The 18,569-nt window shown below is 68.5% G+C and carries 16 protein-coding genes; 11 read left to right on the forward strand and 5 right to left on the reverse strand.

The window, feature by feature from the left end; genetic code table 11:
* Nucleotides 1–13 precede the first annotated feature (13 nt).
* From AC5Y30_RS19525 to AC5Y30_RS19550, 6 genes are all read left to right on the forward strand, one after another.
* Nucleotides 14–1,486, forward strand: coding sequence for an LCP family protein (locus AC5Y30_RS19525; RefSeq protein ID WP_499920348.1), 1,473 nt, complete (start codon nt 14–16; stop codon nt 1,484–1,486).
* Nucleotides 1,487–1,492: 6 nt separating this feature from the next.
* The gene (locus tag AC5Y30_RS19530) at nt 1,493–2,209 is read left to right on the forward strand and encodes a TIGR03089 family protein (RefSeq protein WP_499920350.1); all 717 of its coding nucleotides are present in this window, start codon (nt 1,493–1,495) and stop codon (nt 2,207–2,209) included.
* A 101-nt stretch (nt 2,210–2,310) separates the two neighbouring features.
* A complete protein-coding gene (locus AC5Y30_RS19535; protein ID WP_499920352.1) occupies nt 2,311–2,592 on the forward strand; it encodes a DUF1490 family protein in 282 nt (93 codons plus the stop codon).
* 58 nt (nt 2,593–2,650) lie between these two features.
* The gene (ctpC, locus tag AC5Y30_RS19540) at nt 2,651–4,795 is read left to right on the forward strand and encodes a manganese-exporting P-type ATPase CtpC (protein WP_499920746.1); all 2,145 of its coding nucleotides are present in this window, start codon (nt 2,651–2,653) and stop codon (nt 4,793–4,795) included.
* An 85-nt stretch (nt 4,796–4,880) separates the two neighbouring features.
* The gene (locus AC5Y30_RS19545; RefSeq protein WP_499920354.1) at nt 4,881–5,804 is read left to right on the forward strand and encodes a class I SAM-dependent methyltransferase; all 924 of its coding nucleotides are present in this window, start codon (nt 4,881–4,883) and stop codon (nt 5,802–5,804) included.
* Nucleotides 5,805–5,807: 3 nt separating this feature from the next.
* Nucleotides 5,808–7,001 (forward strand): CaiB/BaiF CoA transferase family protein, encoded by a 1,194-nt coding sequence (locus tag AC5Y30_RS19550; RefSeq protein ID WP_499920355.1) that lies wholly within the window; start codon nt 5,808–5,810, stop codon nt 6,999–7,001.
* A gap of 3 nt (nt 7,002–7,004) precedes the next feature.
* Here AC5Y30_RS19550 and AC5Y30_RS19555 read toward each other — a convergent pair whose 3' ends face one another.
* Nucleotides 7,005–8,999: a serine/threonine-protein kinase PknD gene (locus AC5Y30_RS19555; RefSeq protein WP_499920357.1), complete on the reverse strand. Its 1,995-nt coding sequence runs from the start codon at nt 8,997–8,999 to the stop codon at nt 7,005–7,007.
* Between the two features lie 21 nt (nt 9,000–9,020).
* Complete coding sequence (gene pstS / locus AC5Y30_RS19560) at nt 9,021–10,118, reverse strand: phosphate ABC transporter substrate-binding protein PstS (protein WP_499920358.1); 1,098 nt, start codon at nt 10,116–10,118, stop codon at nt 9,021–9,023.
* 188 nt (nt 10,119–10,306) lie between these two features.
* Between pstS (AC5Y30_RS19560) and AC5Y30_RS19565 the strand changes: the two genes are divergently transcribed.
* The 5 genes from AC5Y30_RS19565 to pstA are packed head-to-tail and all read left to right on the forward strand — an operon-like array spanning nt 10,307 to nt 15,273.
* Entirely contained in the window at nt 10,307–11,095 is a 789-nt protein-coding gene (locus AC5Y30_RS19565) for an ATP-binding cassette domain-containing protein (RefSeq protein ID WP_499920360.1), read from the forward strand.
* A complete protein-coding gene (pstS, locus tag AC5Y30_RS19570) occupies nt 11,092–12,213 on the forward strand; it encodes a phosphate ABC transporter substrate-binding protein PstS (RefSeq protein ID WP_499920364.1) in 1,122 nt (373 codons plus the stop codon). Before AC5Y30_RS19565 ends, pstS (AC5Y30_RS19570) begins: the two co-directional genes overlap by 4 nt.
* A 52-nt stretch (nt 12,214–12,265) precedes the next feature.
* Entirely contained in the window at nt 12,266–13,378 is a 1,113-nt protein-coding gene (gene pstS, locus AC5Y30_RS19575) for a phosphate ABC transporter substrate-binding protein PstS (protein ID WP_499920366.1), read from the forward strand.
* Between the two features lie 19 nt (nt 13,379–13,397).
* Nucleotides 13,398–14,423: a phosphate ABC transporter permease subunit PstC gene (pstC, locus tag AC5Y30_RS19580; protein ID WP_499920748.1), complete on the forward strand. Its 1,026-nt coding sequence runs from the start codon at nt 13,398–13,400 to the stop codon at nt 14,421–14,423.
* A gap of 1 nt (nt 14,424) precedes the next feature.
* Nucleotides 14,425–15,273 (forward strand): phosphate ABC transporter permease PstA, encoded by an 849-nt coding sequence (gene pstA, locus AC5Y30_RS19585; protein ID WP_499920367.1) that lies wholly within the window; start codon nt 14,425–14,427, stop codon nt 15,271–15,273.
* A gap of 6 nt (nt 15,274–15,279) precedes the next feature.
* On the opposite strand, the gene AC5Y30_RS19590 is transcribed toward pstA, so the two are convergent.
* From AC5Y30_RS19590 to AC5Y30_RS19600, 3 genes are read right to left on the reverse strand one after another with little or no spacing between them, the layout of a single operon-like run.
* Nucleotides 15,280–15,729: a response regulator gene (locus AC5Y30_RS19590; RefSeq protein WP_083097908.1), complete on the reverse strand. Its 450-nt coding sequence runs from the start codon at nt 15,727–15,729 to the stop codon at nt 15,280–15,282.
* Nucleotides 15,726–17,327: a sensor histidine kinase gene (locus tag AC5Y30_RS19595; RefSeq protein WP_499920369.1), complete on the reverse strand. Its 1,602-nt coding sequence runs from the start codon at nt 17,325–17,327 to the stop codon at nt 15,726–15,728. Before AC5Y30_RS19595 ends, AC5Y30_RS19590 begins: the two co-directional genes overlap by 4 nt.
* Nucleotides 17,324–18,514 carry a PP2C family protein-serine/threonine phosphatase gene (locus tag AC5Y30_RS19600; protein ID WP_499920371.1) on the reverse strand — a complete coding sequence of 397 codons (1,191 nt, stop codon included), beginning with the start codon at nt 18,512–18,514 and terminating at the stop codon, nt 17,324–17,326. The genes AC5Y30_RS19595 and AC5Y30_RS19600 overlap by 4 nt, the downstream gene beginning before the upstream one ends.
* Nucleotides 18,515–18,569 lie beyond the last annotated feature (55 nt).

Consider the following 18,569-nt stretch of genomic DNA (forward strand, 5'->3'; position numbering starts at 1 on the left):
GTAATGTAGTGGGATGCCTGTGCAACGTGTGGTTCGTGTGATTGCCACCGCGCTGACGCTCGCGGTCGTCGTCGGCACCGGGATCGCGTGGAGCAACGTCCGGTCCTTCGAAGACGGGATCTTTCACATGTCCGCGCCCTCGTTAGGCAAGGGTGGCGACGACGGCGCGATCGACATCCTGCTGGTCGGCATGGACAGCCGCACCGACGCGCACGGCAATCCCTTGTCGCAGGAGGAACTGGACACGCTGAAAGCCGGCGACGAGGAAGCCACCAACACCGACACGATCATCCTGATCCGCATCCCCAACAACGGGAAGTCGGCCACCGCGATCTCGATCCCGCGCGACTCCTACGTCGCCGCCCCGGGGCTGGGCAAGACCAAGATCAACGGCGTTTACGGCCAGACCCGGGAGGCCAAGCGCACCGCCCTGGTCAAGGCCGGCGCCTCCCCCACCGAGGCCGCCGCGCAGGGCACCGAGGCCGGTCGCGAGGCGCTGATCAAGACGGTCGCCGACCTCACCGGCGTCACCGTCGACCACTACGCCGAGATCGGCCTGCTCGGCTTCTCACTGATCACCGACGCCCTCGGCGGCGTCGACGTGTGCCTCAAAGAGCCGGTGTTCGAACCGCTTTCGGGTGCCGACTTCCCGGCCGGCCAGCAACGACTCAGCGGCCCCGAGGCGCTCAGCTTCGTGCGTCAGCGCCACGAACTGCCGCGCGGAGACCTGGACCGGGTGGTGCGCCAGCAGGTGGTGATGGCCTCGCTGGCCCACCGGGTCATCTCCGGCCAGACGCTGTCCAGCCCCACCACGGTCAAGCGGCTGGAGTCCGCCGTCCAGCGCTCGGTGGTGATCTCGGCCGGTTGGGACGTCATGGATTTCGTGCAGCAGATGCAGAAGCTGGCCGGCGGCAACGTCGCCTTCGCCACCATTCCGGTGCTCGACGGTGCCGGCTGGAGCGACGACGGCATGCAGAGCGTGGTGCGGCTGGACCCGCATCAGGTCGCCGAGTGGGTGGGTGGCCTGCTGCACGATCAGGAACAGGGCAAGACCGAGGAGATCGCGTACACGCCGGCGAAGACCACGGCCAGCGTCGTCAATGACACCGACATCAACGGGCTGGCCGCGGCCGTATCAGATGTGTTGAGCGCCAAGGGGTTTGCCGCCGGCACGGTGGGCAACAACGACGGTGGGCACGTGAAGGCCAGCCAGGTGCGCGCCGCCAAGAGCGACGACCTGGGGGCCAAGGAGGTCTCCAAGGAGTTGGGCGGGTTGCCGGTGATCGCCGACGCCTCGCTGGCGCCGGGTGCGGTCCGGGTGGTGCTGGCCAACGACTACAGCGGTCCGGGCTCGGGCCTGTCCGGCGGCGAGACGGTCATGCCCGCCAAGGTGTCCACCGCCGGCGCGGTGGCGACCGACCCCAGGGTCCCCGCGCCGTCGCCGATCCTGACCGCCGGCTCCGACAAGCCGGAGTGCATAAACTAACCACCGGTGCATCAACTGATCACGCTCAGCGGGGCCATCCTGGATCCGATGCTGCGGGCCGATCCGGTCGGTCCGCGCATCACCTACTACGACGACGTCACCGGCGAGCGCATCGAACTGTCCGCCGTGACGCTGGCCAACTGGGCGGCCAAGACGGGCAACCTGTTGCGCGACGAGCTGGGCGCCGGGCCGTCCAGCCGGGTGGCGATCCTGTTGCCCGCGCACTGGCAGACGGCGGCGGTGCTGTTCGGGGCCTGGTGGATCGGCGCCGAGGCGGTGCTGGCGGGCCCGGCGGACCTCGCGCTGTGCACGGCGGAGCGGCTCGAGGAAGCCGACGCCACGGTATCGGGGGGCGAGGTGGCGGTGCTGTCGCTGGATGCGTTCGGCCGCCCGGCACCCGACCTGCCGATCGGCGTGACGGACTACGCCACCGCCGTGCGGGTGCACGGCGATCAGATCGTTCCCGAGCCGCGCCCGGGGCCGGCGCTGGGTGGACGATCCGTCGAGCAGGTGCTCGCCGATTGTCAAAGCTCCGCCGCGACAAGGGGTTTGACGTCGAGCGATCGAGTACTGTCCGGCGCGTCATGGTCCGGGCCCGCCGAACTGGTGGACGGCCTGCTGGCGATCATGGCCGTCGGCGCCTCGCTGGTGCAGGTGGCCAACGCGGACCCGGCCGGGCAACAGCGCCGAATCGAGAGCGAAAAGGTCACCAGGGTGCTGTGACGCCCGGCGGCCCCGCCCCAATACATATTGATATCGCTATATTTCGATGTTAACGTCGTGCAAGCATGGCTGAACGCTGAGGCGATAGGAAGGGTGCGGCAATGGCGGTGTACGGACTCCTGGCAAAGGCGGCAGGCACGGTGGTCACCGGGCTGGTCGGCGTGACGGCCTACGAGGTGGTGCGCAAAGCCGTGGCCAAGGCGCCGCTGCACGAGACCGCGGTCAAGGGGGCCGAGCTCGGACTGCGTGGCACCCGCAGGGCCGAGGAGGCCGCCGAGTCGGCGCGCCTCAAGCTCGCCGACGTCATGGCCGAGGCCCGCGAGCGAATTGGCGAGGAGGCGCCCACGCCGTCGATCGCCGATACCCACGACCACGAGCACTGATCCTTTGATTCAGCCGCAAGACCCTGCGCTGCAAGTCATTTCGGATGCCGGCGGACGCATGCGGGTGGCCGTCGACTGGGTGCGCGCCAACTCCCGGCGCGCCGTGGCGGTGGAAGAGGCCGTGGCCAAGTGTGACGGCGTGCGCGTGGTGCACGCCTACCCGCGCACCGGATCGGTCGTCGTCTGGTACTCGCCCCGGCGCTGCGACCGCTCCGCGGTGCTCGCTGCAATCGGCGAGGCGGCGCATGTCGCCGCCGAGCTGATCCCGGTCCGCGCGCCGCATTCGGACGAGATCCGCAACGCCGACGTGCTGCGCATGGTCGTCGGGGGCGCCGCGCTGGCCCTGCTCGGGGTGCGTCGCTACGTCTTCGCGCGGCCGCCGCTGCTGGGACCCAGTGGCCGGCTGTTCGCCACCGGTGTCACCGTCTTCACCGGCTATCCCTTCCTGCGCGGCGCGCTGCGCTCGCTGCGCTCGGGCAGGGCCGGCACCGACGCGCTGGTCTCGGCGGCGACCGTGGCAAGCCTGGTGCTGCGCGAGAACGTCGTCGCGCTCACCGTGCTGTGGTTGCTCAATATCGGTGAGTACCTTCAGGATCTGACGTTGCGCCGGACCCGCCGCGCCATCTCCGAACTGCTGCGCGGCAGCCAGGACACGGCCTGGATCCGGCTGTCCGACGGGCCCGAGGCGGGAACCGAGGTTCAGGTGCCGATCGACACCGTGCAGATCGGCGACGAGGTGGTGGTGCACGACCACGTTGCCATACCGGTCGACGGCGAGGTGGTCGACGGCGAGGCGATCGTCAACCAGTCCGCGATCACCGGCGAGAATCTGCCCGTCAGCGTGGTGGTCGGTGCGCACGTGCACGCCGGTTCGGTGGTGGTGCGCGGACGCCTGGTGGTGCGCGCCCGCGCCGTCGGCAACCAGACCACCATCGGCCGCATCATCACCCGGGTCGAGGAGGCGCAGCACGACCGGGCGCCGATCCAGACCGTCGGCGAAAACTTCTCCCGCCGTTTCGTTCCCACCTCGTTCATCGTCTCGGCCATCACGCTGGCGATCACCGGCGACGTCCGGCGGGCAATGACCATGCTGCTCATCGCCTGTCCGTGCGCGGTGGGCCTGGCCACCCCCACCGCGATCAGCGCGGCGATCGGCAACGGTGCCCGCCGCGGCATTCTGATCAAGGGTGGTTCGCACCTAGAGCAGGCCGGCCGCGTGGACGCGATCGTGTTCGACAAGACCGGCACGCTGACCGTCGGCCGGCCCGTCGTCACCAATATCATTGCGCTGCACTCCGATTGGCAACCCGAGCAGGTGCTGGCGTATGCGGCCAGCTCGGAGATCCACTCCCGGCACCCGCTGGCCGAGGCGGTGATCCGGTCCACCGAGGAACGCCACATCACCATTCCGCCACACGAGGAGTGCGAGGTCCTGGTGGGCCTGGGCATGCGGACCTGGGCCGACGGCCGGACCCTGCTGCTGGGCAGCCCCGGGCTGCTGCGCGCCGAAAAGGTGCGGGTGTCCAAGAAGGCGTCGGAGTGGGTGGAACGCCTGCGCCGGCAGGCCGAGACCCCGCTGCTGCTCGCCGTCGACGGCAAACTGGTGGGACTGATCAGCCTGCGCGACGAGGTGCGCCCCGAGGCCCCCGCCGTCCTGGAGAAGTTGCGCGCCAACGGGATTCGCCGGATCGTCATGCTCACCGGCGATCACCCCGACATCGCCGAGGTGGTGGCCGGCGAGCTCGGGATCGACGAGTGGCGTGCCGAGGTGATGCCCGAGGACAAGCTCGCTGCGGTGCGCGACCTGCAGGACGAGGGTTATACCGTCGGCATGGTCGGCGACGGCATCAACGACGCCCCCGCGCTGGCCGCCGCCGACATCGGGATCGCGATGGGGCTGGCCGGAACCGACGTCGCCGTCGAGACGGCCGACGTGGCGCTGGCCAACGACGACCTGCATCGCCTGCTCGATGTGGGCGACCTGGGCGCTCGCGCGGTCGACGTGATCCGGGAGAACTACGGCATGTCCATCGCCGTCAACGCCGCCGGGCTGATCATCGGCGCGGGCGGCGCGCTGTCCCCGGTGCTGGCCGCGATCCTGCACAACGCGTCGTCGGTTGCCGTGGTGGCCAACAGTTCTCGGCTGATCCGCTACCGGCTGGACTCGCCACGCGGCTCGGTGAACGGCGAGCGCGCCGGCTGAAGACAGCGCGGGCGCGCACCTCGCGCCCGGGCCTCCGGCGCCGGTAGTTATGGTGGCTAACCAGTAGATCGGAAGGAATCCCTCGATGGCGCGCACCGACGACGACACCTGGGACCTGGCGACCAGCGTGGGAGCGACCGCCACCATGGTGGCCGCCGGGCGGGCCCGGGCCACCCGCGACGGGCTGATCGACGATCGGTTCGCCGAGCCGCTGGTGCGCGCGGTCGGCGTCGACTTCATGACCCGGTGGGCCGCCGGCGAGCTCGCCGCCGCCGACGTCGACGAGCCGGGCGCCCCGTGGGGCATGCAACGCATGACCGACATGATGGCCGCCCGTACCCGGTACATCGACGCGTTCTTCGCCGAGGCGGGCGTCCAGAAGGACCCCGCCATCGACCAGGTGGTCATCCTGGCCTCCGGCCTGGACGCGCGCGCCTACCGCCTGCCGTGGGCGCCGGGCACCACGGTGTTCGAGATCGACCAGCCCCAGGTCCTGGAGTTCAAGGCCGCCACCATCGCCGAACTCGGCGCCGAGCCCACCGCCGAGGTGCGCAACGTCCCGGTCGACCTGCGCCACGACTGGCCGTCGGCGCTGCGACAGGCCGGCTTCGACACCGGGCGGCCCGCCGCCTGGGCGGCCGAGGGGCTGATCGGCTTCCTGCCGCCGGAGGCTCAGGATCGGTTGCTGGACAACGTCACCGACCTGTCCGCCGACGGCAGCCAGTTGGTGGCCGAGGTGTTCACGAACACAGGGGTCAGCGGGGACGCGCTGAACGCCGCGAGCGAGAAGTGGCGGCGCAGCGGCCTCGACATCGCCCTAGGCGAACTGGGCTTCCCCGGCGAGCGCAACGACGTGGCCACCTACCTGCAGCAGCGGGGGTGGCAGCCGGTGCGCACCCCGCTCAACCAGCTGCTGGCCAACACCGGCCTGCCGCTGCAGTCGACCGACCCCGACGCGCCCTTCGCCCAGAACTACTACTGCACCGCGGTGCTGAACAAGACGGGGTAGACGATGCCGAACAGCAAGCCCGCCAAGCCCCTTGACGGATTCCGGGTGCTCGACTTCACCCAGAACATCGCCGGGCCGATGGCCGGACAGGTGCTGGCCGATCTGGGTGCCGAGGTCATCAAGATCGAGGCGCCCATCGGCGAGGCGGCCCGGCACATCACCGCCGTACTGCCCGGGCGCCCGCCGCTGGCCACCCTGTTCCTCCCCCACAACCGGGGCAAGAAGTCGGTGATGGCCGACCTGCGCAGCGACGACGCCAAGCAGCAGATCCTCAAGCTGGTCGACACGGCAGACGTTGTGCTGGAAGGGTTTCGGCCCGGGGTGATGGAACGCATGGGCCTGGGTCCCGACGAGCTGCAGTCGCGCAATCCCAAACTCATCTATGCGCGTCTTTCCGCGTACGGCGGCAACGGCCCCGAGGGCAGCCGGCCGGGGGTGGACCTGATGGTCGCCGCCGAGTCCGGCATGACCACCGGGATGCCCACGCCCACCGGCAAACCCCAGATCATCCCGTTCCAACTCGTCGACGCCGCCAGCGGTCACGTGCTCGCCCAGGCGGTGCTGGCCGCGCTGCTCAACCGTGAACGCCACGGGGTCGCCGACGTGGTGCGGGTCGCCATGTATGACGTCGCGGTCAGCCTGCAGGCTAGTCAGCTGACCATTCACCTGAACAAGCCGAGCGACGCCCCCCAATCGGAAGCCACGCCAAAACCCAAGCGGCGCAAGGGTGTTGGATTCGCCACCCAACCGTCGGACGCCTTCAAGGCCGCCGACGGCTACCTGGTGATCAGCGCGTACGTGCCCAAGCACTGGGACAAGCTGTGCGAGATCATCGGCCGGCCCGACATGCGCGACGACGAGCGATTCGTCGACCAGCGCGCGCGGGCGCTCAACTATCCCGAACTGACCGAGGAACTCGAGAAAGCTTTGGCCGCCAAGACCGCCGACGAATGGGTCCGGCTGCTACAGGCGGGTGGCCTGATGGCCTGCCATGCCTACACCTGGAAGCAGGTGGTTGCCACCCCGCTGTTCGCCGAGAACGAGCTCGCCCTGTCGGTCGGCGAGGGCGCGGATGAGGTCACGGTAATCCGCACTCCGGCACGCTATTCCAGCTTTGACGCCTTGTCGGCCGGGTGGGCCGCCGAACCCCCGCCCGCCCTCGGCCAGCACACCGAAAAGTATCTGGGCGCACCCTAGGCCTTACGGCATCAGCTTGACCACCCGGTCGTTGCCGCGGTCGGCGACGTAGAGGTTCTGGTCCTTGTCGACCGTCACCGCCAAGGGGGTGTTGAGTCCGGTGAACGGCACGACGGTCCCTGTGGTCGCGCCCTGAGGGTATTTCATGACGTCGTTTTTGTCGTGCTCGGTGACGTACACCGTGCCGCTGTTGTCCACGGCGATCCCCCACGGCACCGACAGGTCGTGAAATGGCAACTCCGACGCGGTATTCGACGCGGCGTCGAGCTTGACCACCCTGTTGTTGTCGGTGTCGGCGACGTACACGTTGCCCGCGGGATCGACGGCCACGCCGTCCGGGTTCTTGAGCCCGTTGAACGGAAGCACGGTCTGAGTGCTGGATCCCGCCGCCAGCTTCACCACCCTGCTGTTGCCGCGGTCGGCGACATACACGGCACCCTGGCTGTCGACCGCGACGCCCTCCGGATAGCTCAGGCCGGTAAACGGCAGCTGCTTCTGGCTGTTGGAGCCCGCGGCCATGCTGAGCACCCGGTTATTGAAATCGGCGACGTACACCGTGCCCGCACCGTCGACGGCCAAGCCCTGCGGCTGGTAGAGCCCGTTGAACGGCAGCACCGTCGTGGCGTCCGAACCGGTCGTCAGCTTCACCGCCCGCCCGTACATGCCCTCGCTGGTCACGTAGACGTTGCCTGCGCTGTCCAGCGCCACCCCACCCGGGGACAAACGAAAGTCAATGCCCTTGAACGGCAACACACTTTGACCGCTCGCCTGCTTCGACGGCCCAGAGGATTCGGTGGAAAGGTAGCCGACGACCGCCACGACGAAAGCGACCAGCGCGACCAGAGCGATGGCGCCGACGATGATCCACTGTCGACGTTTGTTGTCGGGCGGCACGACGGGACGCCTGAAGTCGGTCGGGGGTCCATACATGCGGCCGGAAGTCGTTGGGGCGGCACGGATCAGCGAGGGTCCCTGACCGGACCGGTCGCTCCTGATCGCGCCGCTGCCCCCGGAGGGCCACGGACCGGCCACGGTGTCGGCGCCCGGCGACGGGGCGAACGATTGCGGCCCGCGCGCCCCGCCCTGGGCGTTGACGGCCGCGCCCAATGCCGCGCTCTCGCCCTCGCGCAGGATGGTGGTGGCCTTGCGCTGCTCGGATGTGGTCAGCGCGTCATGGGCGGCGGCGGCGAATTCGCCGGCGGTGCGATAGCGCTCCTCGGGGCGTTTGGCCATGCCCTTGGCGATCACGTGATCCAGGGCGGGCGGAAACGCGCCGGGGCGCAATTGGCTGGGCGGGGGGGCGGTCTTCGTCAAATGCGCGGCGACCAGCCGTTCGACGGTATCGGCCCGGTACGGCGGCGAGCCGGTCAGGCACTCGCTCAAAACGCATGCGAGCGAATAGATGTCGACACTGTGGGTGACCTCGTCGTCGGTGAAGCGTTCCGGGGCCATGTAGTAATACGTTCCGATCGCGGTCCCGACCTGGGTCAGGCCCGGATCCGTCGCGGCCTGCGCGATGCCGAAATCCGCCAGGTAGGCGAAGTCGCTGGGGGTGACGAGGATGTTCCCGGGGGTGACGTCGCGGTGCATCACCCCGGCGGCGTGCGCCGCGTCGAGTGCGGCGGCGACCTGGCGGATGATGGCGATCGCCCGCGGCGCGGCCAACGGCCCGTCCCGGTGCAACAGCGTGCCGAGATCGACGCCGTCGACAAGGCGCATGTCCACGTAGAAGCGCCCGTCGAACTCGCCGTAGTCGTGGATCGGCACCACATGCGGTTCGGTCAGCCGCCCCGCGATGTCGGCCTCGCGCTGCAGGCGCGCGCGGAACTCTGAGTTGCCGGTGAACTGCTGGGAGATCAGCTTCAGGGCCACCCTGCGGCGCTTGCGGGTGTCCTCGGCCTCGTAGACCTCACCCATGCCGCCCTTGCGCAGAAGTCGCACCAGCCGGTAGGGGCCGAACCAGGACCCGACCAGTGAGGCCGGCGCGCTATCGCTCACCCTCGAGCCTCCTTCACATCGTCACGAAATCGCATTGACCGCGCTCGACAGCTTCGTCGTGAACGAGCTGGGCAGCGGGATGGAACCGTACTGCTCCAATCCGTCCTGGCCCGGACCGATCGCCGCCTGCATGAACGCCTTCACCGCCTTGCCCGTGGCCGCGTCCGGGTACTTCGAGCAGACGATCTCGTAGGTGGCGAGCACGATCGGGTACGCGCCGGACTGCGTCGGCTTGTAGAACGACGAGGTGTCCAGCACCAGGTCGTTGCCCTGCCCGCTGAAGGTCGCCCCGGCGATCGTCTTCTCGACGGAGTCCTTGGTGATGGCCACCGCGTCCGGGGCCGCCGACGTGATGATCGACGCCATGCTCAACTGCTTGCCCACCGCGAAGGACCACTCGTTGTAGGTGATCGACCCCTCGGTGTTCTGCAGCAGCGCGGACGTGCCGTTGTTCCCGCTGGCGCCCTGCCCGACGCCGCCGTTGAACGTCTCGCTGCCGCCCTTGCCCCAGGCGCCGTCGGACGCGCCATCGAGATACTTCTGAAAATTCGCCGTCGTACCGGATTTGTCACTGCGGAAGATGACCGTGATGGGTGTCGAGGGCAGGTTGAGGCCCGAGTTGATCGCCTTGAGCGCCGGATCGTCCCACTTGGTGATGGTGCCGTTGAAGATCTTCGCGGCGGTCGGCCCGTCCAATTTCAGCCCGTTCACCCCGCTGAGGTGGTAGGTGACCGCGATCGGCCCGAACACGGTGGGCAGATCCCAGGCCGGCGAACCGCACCGCTGCGCCGCCCGGTCGTTCTGGCCCGTCGAGGGGTCCAGGGGGACATCGGAACCGGCGAGGTCGGTCTGGTTGTTGACGAATTCCGTCACGCCGGCGCCGGACCCGTTCGCGTCGTAGTCCAGCGTGTAGCCCGGGCACGCACGGACGTAGGCGTAGACGAATTGTTCGATCGCGTTCTGCTGCGCCGTCGAGCCGCTGTCCTTGAGCACCTTCTTGCCGCCGCAGTCCACCGGCGGCGCCTTGGCGCCGGAGTTCGAATCGCCGCCGCATCCCGTCAGCGCCAGGGCGGTGACGGCCGCCAGGCCCAATGCGACACAAGATCGGGCGAACCTCACAAAACTCCTTCGATCGTCAACAAAAGTTAACCAATCGCGAATATACAAACCCTTGACAAAGAATGAGAGGTTACTGAGCGGTGACCGCGTGCCGCGCCGCAAACACGTAGCATCGGTTGTCAATGCGTCGCGAACAACAGATACCCGCCGCAGTTGCGGCTCCTGTCGCCGACAAAGGTGGCCAGCCCATGCGCGCGGTCGACCTGACCCTGGGATTCGGCCCCAAGACGGTCCTCGAGCAGGTCAGCCTCGATTTCCCCGCCCGCTCCGTCACCACCCTGCTTGGCCCGACCGGCTCGGGCAAGACCACCTTTCTGCGAACCCTGAACCGGATGAACGACAAGGTCTCCGGATTCCGGCACAGCGGTGATGTCCTGTTGGGCGGGCGCACCATCTTCGCCGACCGCGACCTGATGGAGTTCCGCCGCAGCGTCGGCATGCTGTTCCAGCGCCCCAATCCGTTCCCGATGTCGATCATGGACAACGTGGTGGCCGGCGTGCGCGCCCATAAGATGGTGCCGCGCAAGGAATTCAAAAACGTCGCCGAGGCCCGGCTCACCGAGGTCGGCCTCTGGGGCGCGGTCAAGGATCGGCTCGGTGATTCACCATTCCGGCTCTCCGGTGGCCAGCAGCAGCTGTTGTGCCTGGCCCGCGCGCTCGCCGTCGACCCGGAGGTGCTCCTGCTCGACGAGCCCACCTCCTCGCTGGACCCCACCACGACCGAGAAGATCGAGGGACTCATCCGATCACTCGCCGACCGGCTGACCGTGATCATGGTCACCCACGACCTCGCGCAGGCCGCCCGCACCGGCGACCGGACGGCTTTCTTCTTCGAGGGAAGGCTCGTCGAGGAGGGGCCGACCAAGCAGTTGTTCCTGTCGCCGAAGCACGAGGAGACCGTCCGCTACTTCGCGCCGTTCCGGCCCCCGGCCGGGAGCGCCTCGCCGGACAACGGGCACGAGGAAGCGAGGACGTGACGGCTCGGTGGGTTGCGCTGTTGGGCCTGGTGGGCGCCGCGCCCCTGGCCCTGGTCGCGGCCTGCGGGTCGCACGCGACCGGCGGCGCGCAGAGCCCAGCCGAAAGCGCCGCCACCGTCGCCACCGCGCCGGCGGCGTCCACGATGGAGCTCTCCGAGACCGGCAGCACGCTGCTCTACCCGCTGTTCAGTGAGTGGGGCGCCGCCTATCGGGCCAAGTACCCGAACGTCACCATCACCACCCAGGGTGGCGGCTCCGGCGCCGGGATCTCCCAGGCCGCGGCCGGGGCGGTCGTCATCGGCGCCTCCGACGCCTATCTGTCCGAGGGCGACATGGCCGCGCACAAGGGATTGATGAACATCGCGCTGACGATTTCGGCGCAGCAGGTCAACTACAACCTGCCCGGTGTCCATCAGCACCTCAAGCTCAACGGCAAGGTACTGGCCGCCATGTACCGGGGCGCCATCAAAACCTGGAACGATCCGCAGATCGCCGGCATCAACCCCGGCCTGCAGCTCCCGGACACCCCGGTGGTCCCGCTGCACCGCTCCGACGGCTCCGGCAGCACGTTCCAGTTCACCCAGTACCTCTCCAAGCAGGACCCGGACGGCTGGGGCCGCTCGCCCGGTTTCGGCACCACCGTCGCCTTCCCGGCGGTGCCCGGCGCGCTGGGCGAGAACGGCGACGGTGCCATGGTGACCGGCTGCGCCGCGAACCCCGGCTGTGTGGCCTACACCAGCATCGGCTCGCTCGACGAGGCCGACCAGCACGGGCTGGGCGAGGCCAAGCTGGGCAACGCCTCCGGCAAGTACCTGCTGCCCAAGGCCAAGAGCATTGCGGCCGCGGCCGCCGGCTCCGCCTCGAAAACCCCGGCGAGCCAGGCGATTTCGCTGGTCAACGGCCCAGCCCCGGACGGCTATCCGATCGTCAACTACGAGTACGCCATCGTCAACGAAAAACAGCGCGACGGCGCCACCGCCCAGACGCTGCAGGCGTTCCTGCACTGGGCGATCACCGATGGCAACAGCGCCTCGTTTTTGGACAAGGTTCACTTCCAGCCGCTGCCGGCCGAGGTGGCGAAGTCGTCGGACGCCCAGATCGCCAAGATCAGCGGGTGAGCACAGAAACGCAGGGGACACCAAGGAAAGGGAGAAGATCGTGAAAGTTCGGATGAGTAGGTTGCTCGCGGCGGCCGCCGCACCGTTGGTCCTCATCGCGGCGGGGTGTGGTTCGAACTCGCAGAACGGCGCGCCGAGTCAGGGTGGCGGCGGCGGCCCGGTGGCGACGACGCCGGCGTCTTCGCCGGTGACGCTGTCGGAGACCGGCAGCACGCTGCTCTACCCGTTGTTCAACCTGTGGGGCCCCGCCTATCACGACAAGTACAACAACGTCACGATCACCACCCAGGGCACCGGCTCGGGGACCGGGATCTCGCAGGCGGCGGCCGGGGCGGTCGCCATCGGCGCCTCCGACGCCTACCTGTCCGAGGGCGACATGGCCGCGCACAAAGGGCTGATGAACATCGCGCTGGCGATCTCGGCGCAGCAGATCAACTACAACCTGCCCGGTGTCACCGAACACATCAAGCTGAACGGCAAGGTGCTGGCCGCCATGTACAACGGCACCGTCAAGACATGGAACGACCCGCAGATCGCCGGGCTGAACCCCGGCGTGAATCTGCCCGCCACGCCGGTCGTTCCGCTGCACCGCTCCGACGGCTCCGGCGACACCTTCCTGTTCACCCAGTACCTGTCCAAGCAGGACCCGGACGGCTGGGGTAAGTCGCCCGGTTTCGGCACCACCGTCGCCTTCCCGACGGTTCCCGGCGCGCTGGGCGAGAACGGCAACGGCGGCATGGTGACCGGCTGCGCCGACACCCCGGGCTGCGTGGCCTACATCGGCATCAGCTTCCTCGACCAGGCCCAGCAGAAGGGGCTCGGCGAGGCGCAGCTGGCCAACGCCTCCGACAAGTACCTGCTGCCCGACGCCAAGAGCATCCAGGCCGCGGCGTCCGGCTTCGCCTCGAAAACCCCTGCGAATCAGGCGATCTCGCTGATCAACGGCCCGGCTGCGGACGGCTACCCGATCGTCAACTACGAGTACGCCATCGTCAACAGCGGGCAGAAGGACGCCGCCACCGCCCAGACGCTGCAGGCGTTCTTGCACTGGGCGATCACCGACGGCAACAACGCCTCGTTCCTGGACAAGGTTCACTTCCAGCCGCTGCCGGCCGAGGTGGCGAAGTCGTCGGACGCCCAGATCGCCAAGATCAGCGGCCAGTAAGGGTTCGGTGACCGACGTGATGGGGGGCGCGCTGCGGCGGATCCGTGGCGTGCGCCGCCCCGGCCTGGCGATCCGTTCCCTGGGTGCCCTGGGTGCGGTGGTTCCGCTGCTCGCGCTGGTGTTCGTGCTCGCGACCCTGCTGCTCGAGGCGCTGCCCGCGATCAGGGTCAACGGGCTGCACTTCTTCACGGCCACCGACTGGAACCCCGGCAACACCTACGGCGACGCCGTCGTCACCCGCGGCGTCCAGCATCCGACCGGCGCCTACTACGGTGCGCTGCCGCTGATCGTCGGGACCCTGGCGACCTCGGCGATCGCCCTGATCATCGGGGTGCCGGTGTCGATCGGGGCGGCGCTGGTGATCGTCGAGCGGTTGCCGAAGCGTCTCGCGTCGGCCATCGGGATGGTGCTCGAACTGCTCGCCGGCATCCCCAGCGTCGTCGTCGGCCTGTGGGGCGCAATGACATTCGGGCCGTTCATCGCCCACTACGTGGCTCCGGTGATCGCCCGCAACGCCCCCGACGTGCCGGTGCTGAGCTACTTCCGCGGCAACACCGGTAACGGCGAGGGCTTGTTGGTGTCCGGCCTGGTGCTGGCGGTGATGGTCATTCCCATCATCGCCAGCACCACCCGCGACCTGATCCGGCAGGTGCCGGTGCTGCCCCGCGAGGGTGCCGTCGCACTGGGGATGACCGATTGGGAGTGCGCGCGGCGGGTCACCCTGCCGTGGGTGTCGAGCGGCATCGTCGGCGCCGTCGTGCTCGGACTCGGGCGCGCGTTGGGCGAGACCATGGCCGTCGCCATGGTGTCGGGCGCGGTGTTGGGCGCGATGCCCGCCAACATCTACGCGACGATGACGACCATCGCCGCCACCGTTGTGTCGCAGCTGGATTCGGCGATGACCGACTTCACCGACTTCGCGGTGAAGACGCTGGCCGAGGTCTCCCTGGTGCTGATGGTCATCACGTTGCTGACCAACGTCGCTGCCCGCGCGATGGTGCGGCGGGTGTCGGGCACGGCGCTGCCGGTGGGGCGGGGGGTCTGACGTGGCCGGTACCCGGCGCAAGGTCGTCAACGCGCTGTTCTGGGTTGCGTGTGCGTGCTGCCTGGCGGTGGTGGTCGTGCCGACGCTGTGGATGCTGATCGAGGTCGTCGGGCGTGCGTTGCCGGTCTTCAAATGGAGTGTGCTGACCGAAAACACCCGCGGCAACGGCGGGGGGCTGCGCAACGCCATCGTCGGGACCGTCGTCGTCGGCGTCGGCGTCATGCTGGTCGGCGGCACCGTCAGCGTGTTGACCGGCATCTATCTCTCCGAATTCGCCGGTGGCAGAACGCGTTCCATTCTGCGCGGCGCCTACGAAATACTGTCCGGCATCCCTTCGATCGTGCTCGGGTACGTGGGCTATCTGGCGCTGGTGGTGAAGTTTGGCTGGGGGTTTTCCCTGGCGGCCGGGGTGCTGACGCTTTCGGCGATGAGCATTCCGTACATCGCCAAGGCCACCGAATCCGCGCTTGCCCAGGTGCCCACGTCCTACCGGGAGGGGGCCGAGGCGCTTGGCTTGCCGCTCGGTTGGACGCTGCGCAAGATCGTGCTCAAGTCCGCGATCCCCGGGATCGTCACCGGCCTGCTGGTGGCGCTCGCGCTGGCGGTCGGCGAGACGGCGCCGATGCTGTACACGGCGGGCTGGTCGAATTCGGCCCCGAGCGGAAAGCTCACCGGCTCACCGGTCGGGTACCTGACCTATCCGATCTGGACGTTCTACAACCTGCCGTCGAAGACGGCGCGCGACCTGTCGTATGACGCGGCGTTCCTGCTGATCGTGTTCGTGCTGCTGCTGATCGTCCTCGGCAGGCTGATCACCTGGTTCGCGCGGCGGCACTCGGAATCGCAGTGACCCCGGCTAGGCCCCGTTGCCCGGCAGCCGCACGACCTGAACGAAGAACTCGTCGATCTGCCGGACGGCCTTCATGAACTGGTCCAGGTCAACGGGTTTGGTGACGTAGGCGTTGGCGTGCAACTTGTAGCTCTTGAGGATGTCCTCCTCGGCCGAGGACGTGGTGAGCACCACGACCGGGATGCGCGCCAGGTCGGGGTCGGACTTGATCTTCTCAAGTAGCTGGCGGCCGTCGTATTTGGGCAGATTCAGGTCGAGCAGGATGAGGTCGGGCCGCGGCGCGTCGGCGAATTCACCGCGCCGGTAAAGGTAGTTGAGGCCTTCCTCCCCGTCGTGTGCGACGTGCAGGCGGTTCTTGAGCTTGTTGTGCTCGAACGCTTCTCGGGTGATGAGCTCGTCGCCCGGGTCGTCCTCGACGAGCAGGATGTCGATTGCTCTGCCTTCCGGCGTGGTCATTGATGCGCTCCTTCCAAAGCAACCGAGTCTGCTTCGTCGACGGGTTCGGGCATGGGAAGGGTGAATTCGAATCGGGTCCCCTCGGTGTAGGACGTGTCGATTCGGACGGTGCCGCCGTGGTGCTCGATGATCTTCTTGACCAGGGCCAGGCCTACTCCGGTGCCGGCGTACACATCCCGGCCGTGCAGCCGCTGGAAGATCACGAAGACCTTGTCGGAGAATTCCTCCGGGATGCCGATGCCGTTGTCGGCCACACTCAGCAGCCATTCGCGGTCGTGGATGCCGGTCCCGGGCGCGCATTCGATGACGACGCGGGGCGCACGGTCCTTGTGCCGGAACTTGATTGCGTTGCCGATCAAGTTCTGCCACAGCATCGTCAGCAGCATGGGATCGCCGAGGATCTGTGGCAGCGGCTGCGCCGGGCGCACGATTTGGGCGTCCGTTTCCTCAACTGCGACAGCCAGATTGGCCAGGCCGGCATCGAGCGTCGCGTCGAGCTGCACCTCGGTTTCGGTGGTGCCCAGCCGGCCGACCCGCGAGAAGGTGAGCAGGTCGTTGATCAGCGCCTGCATGCGTTTGGCGCCGTCGACCGCGAACCCGATGTACTCGATGCCACGCTCGTCGAGCTTGTCGCCGTAGCGCTTTTCGAGCAGCTGGCAAAAGGACGCCACCTTGCGCAGCGGCTCCTGCAGGTCATGGGAGGCCACATAGGCGAACTGCTCGAGCTCGGTGTTGGATCGCCGTAGTTCGGCGGCCTGTTCGTCCAGCTGCGCCTGCGCACTCTGCGACACCGCGAGTTCGGAGACGATGCGCTTGCGCATGTCCTCCACGTCGATCGCCATCTTCCGAATGTCCCTGGGCCGGCGCGGGGGTGAAATCGTCTCGTCGAAATTGCCCTCGGTGATCCGCCGGCAGGCCGCGGCCAGCGCCGCGATCGGCCGGGTGACCGCGGCGCGACTGAGCAGCCCCAGCACCAGGGCCGCCCCGATGACGATCAGCACCGTGGTGCCCAGCACCCAATCGCGCCAGCCGTTGATCTCGTTGAGCTCGTTGGTGGCCGCCGCGGAGGCCGCCGCCAGATGGGTGTTCTGCGTATCGAAAAGCTCACGTAGACGGTCGAATTTGACCTTGCCCATGTCGGCCGTGCGGGGGCTGAGGTAGGTGGGCGTCTTGGGAGCCACGTTGGCGATCAGTGGTTCGGCATAGTTTGTCCGCCAGTCGGCGGCGGCGGATTCCACCGCGTCCAGATCGGCTATCAGCTCCGGGCGGCCGCCGACCAGACGCCGAATCTCGTCGGCCGCAGCCTGTTCGGCGCGCTGCCCGTCGTAATACGGCGCGAGGAACTGCCGGTCGGCGGCCATCAGGTAGCCGCGCATGCCGGTCTCCTGGTCACGCAGAGCCGCCTGCAGGCGTGCCGCCGCGACGCGCGCCGGCTGAATGTTCTGCGCCATCTGGCGCGACACCTCGTCGGTGCGATGCAGCAACACGGCGCCGACCAACGCCCCGACGAGCACCGTCACGCCCATGACCCACAGCACCAACGCCAGCCATCCCCGCACGGTGAGCTCCGTGAACCGAAGCGGACGCGACGCGATCACGTGGTAGTCCTTTCGATGCGCAGTACGGCGATGTCATCGGTCAGGCCGCCGCGTGGCTGGGCGAGCGTCTGGGCACCGTTGATGAGCGCGTCGACGAACGCGGGGCCGGGCTGATCCGCGTGCGCGCGGGCCAGGGCGAGCAGGCCGTCCTCGCCGAGGCGTTCCGTGCCCTGTCCCGAATATCCCTCGAAGAGCCCGTCGGTCAGCAAGAGCAGGGCGTGCCCGGTCGGTAAGTCCAGCTCCTCGGACGGCCAATCGCCGGCATGCAGGCCCAGTGCCGGGCCACCCGCCGGCTCATGCCATCGGACGGTTCCCCCGGCCTGTACCAGGATCGGCGGATGCCCGGCACGGATGACGCTGACCCGCGGGGTGTCGGGCGAGATCTCGAGGCTGAGCACCGTCGCGAAGATTCCCGTTTGGGTTCGTTCCGAATACAAGACCCGTTCGAGCTGGCGCATCCGTTCGACGCCGTGCACACCGGCGAAGGTGAGCGCCCGAAACGCGATCCGCAACGCCGCGCCCAGCGCCGCCTCGTGCGGACCGTGCCCGGCGACGTCGCCGATCAGGACGTGCACGACCCGGTCGGCCGTTTGGACGACGTCGTAGAAGTCTCCGCACAGCAATGCGTCTTCGCGGCTCGGCCGGTAGCGGGCGACGATGTCGACGCCCGGGTTGTCCAGCAGCAGCGGTGAGGGCAGCAGGCCCCGTTCCAGCAGCGCGTTCTCCCGGGCCCGCAGCTGCGTCGCGTGCAGATCCGCCGCGATGAGTTCGGCGCGCTTGCGCTCGATGGCGTACAGCAGCGCCCGGCGCAACATCTCCGGCTCGACCCGGCCCTTGACCAAGTAGTCCTGGGCGCCGGCTGCCACCGCCGAAGCCCCGAAGTACTCGTCGTTCAGCCCGGTCAGCACCACGATCGGCACCGTGGCGTCGAGGTTGGCGATGCGGTTGAGCGCGTCGATCCCGCTGGCGTCGGGTAGGTGCAGATCCAGCAGCACGCAGTCGGGCCGGGCGGATTCCAGCTCGCGTTCCGCGTGCGCCATCGACTTCGCCCACACCACCCGGGTGTCGGTGACCGCGTCGGTGATCAGGTCTTCCACCAGGACCGCGTCGGCGCGGTCGTCCTCGACCAGCAGCAACGACAGTGACTGCCAACTAGCCGTCGGGGTCACCGGAGCGCGCACAGGCATCAAATCCCAGCCATCTGTGGACCGGCATCGAAAGGCACGTTCTGCACTGCAGACC

It is taken from the genome of Mycobacterium sp. NGS27 (assembly GCF_059813005.1).

Bases quoted from the DNA above. Each gene is read 5' to 3' on its own strand.
- AC5Y30_RS19525 (WP_499920348.1), top strand. From the start codon at position 14: ATGCCTGTGCAACGTGTGGTTCGTGTGATTGCCACCGCGCTGACGCTC.
- AC5Y30_RS19535 (WP_499920352.1), top strand. From the start codon at position 2,311: ATGGCGGTGTACGGACTCCTGGCAAAGGCGGCAGGCACGGTGGTCACC.
- ctpC (WP_499920746.1), top strand. From the start codon at position 2,651: ATGCGGGTGGCCGTCGACTGGGTGCGCGCCAACTCCCGGCGCGCCGTG.
- AC5Y30_RS19545 (WP_499920354.1), top strand. From the start codon at position 4,881: ATGGCGCGCACCGACGACGACACCTGGGACCTGGCGACCAGCGTGGGA.
- AC5Y30_RS19550 (WP_499920355.1), top strand. From the start codon at position 5,808: ATGCCGAACAGCAAGCCCGCCAAGCCCCTTGACGGATTCCGGGTGCTC.
- AC5Y30_RS19565 (WP_499920360.1), top strand. From the start codon at position 10,307: ATGCGCGCGGTCGACCTGACCCTGGGATTCGGCCCCAAGACGGTCCTC.
- pstS (WP_499920366.1), top strand. From the start codon at position 12,266: ATGAGTAGGTTGCTCGCGGCGGCCGCCGCACCGTTGGTCCTCATCGCG.
- pstC (WP_499920748.1), top strand. From the start codon at position 13,398: ATGGGGGGCGCGCTGCGGCGGATCCGTGGCGTGCGCCGCCCCGGCCTG.
- AC5Y30_RS19590 (WP_083097908.1), bottom strand. From the start codon at position 15,729: ATGACCACGCCGGAAGGCAGAGCAATCGACATCCTGCTCGTCGAGGAC.
- AC5Y30_RS19600 (WP_499920371.1), bottom strand. From the start codon at position 18,514: ATGCCTGTGCGCGCTCCGGTGACCCCGACGGCTAGTTGGCAGTCACTG.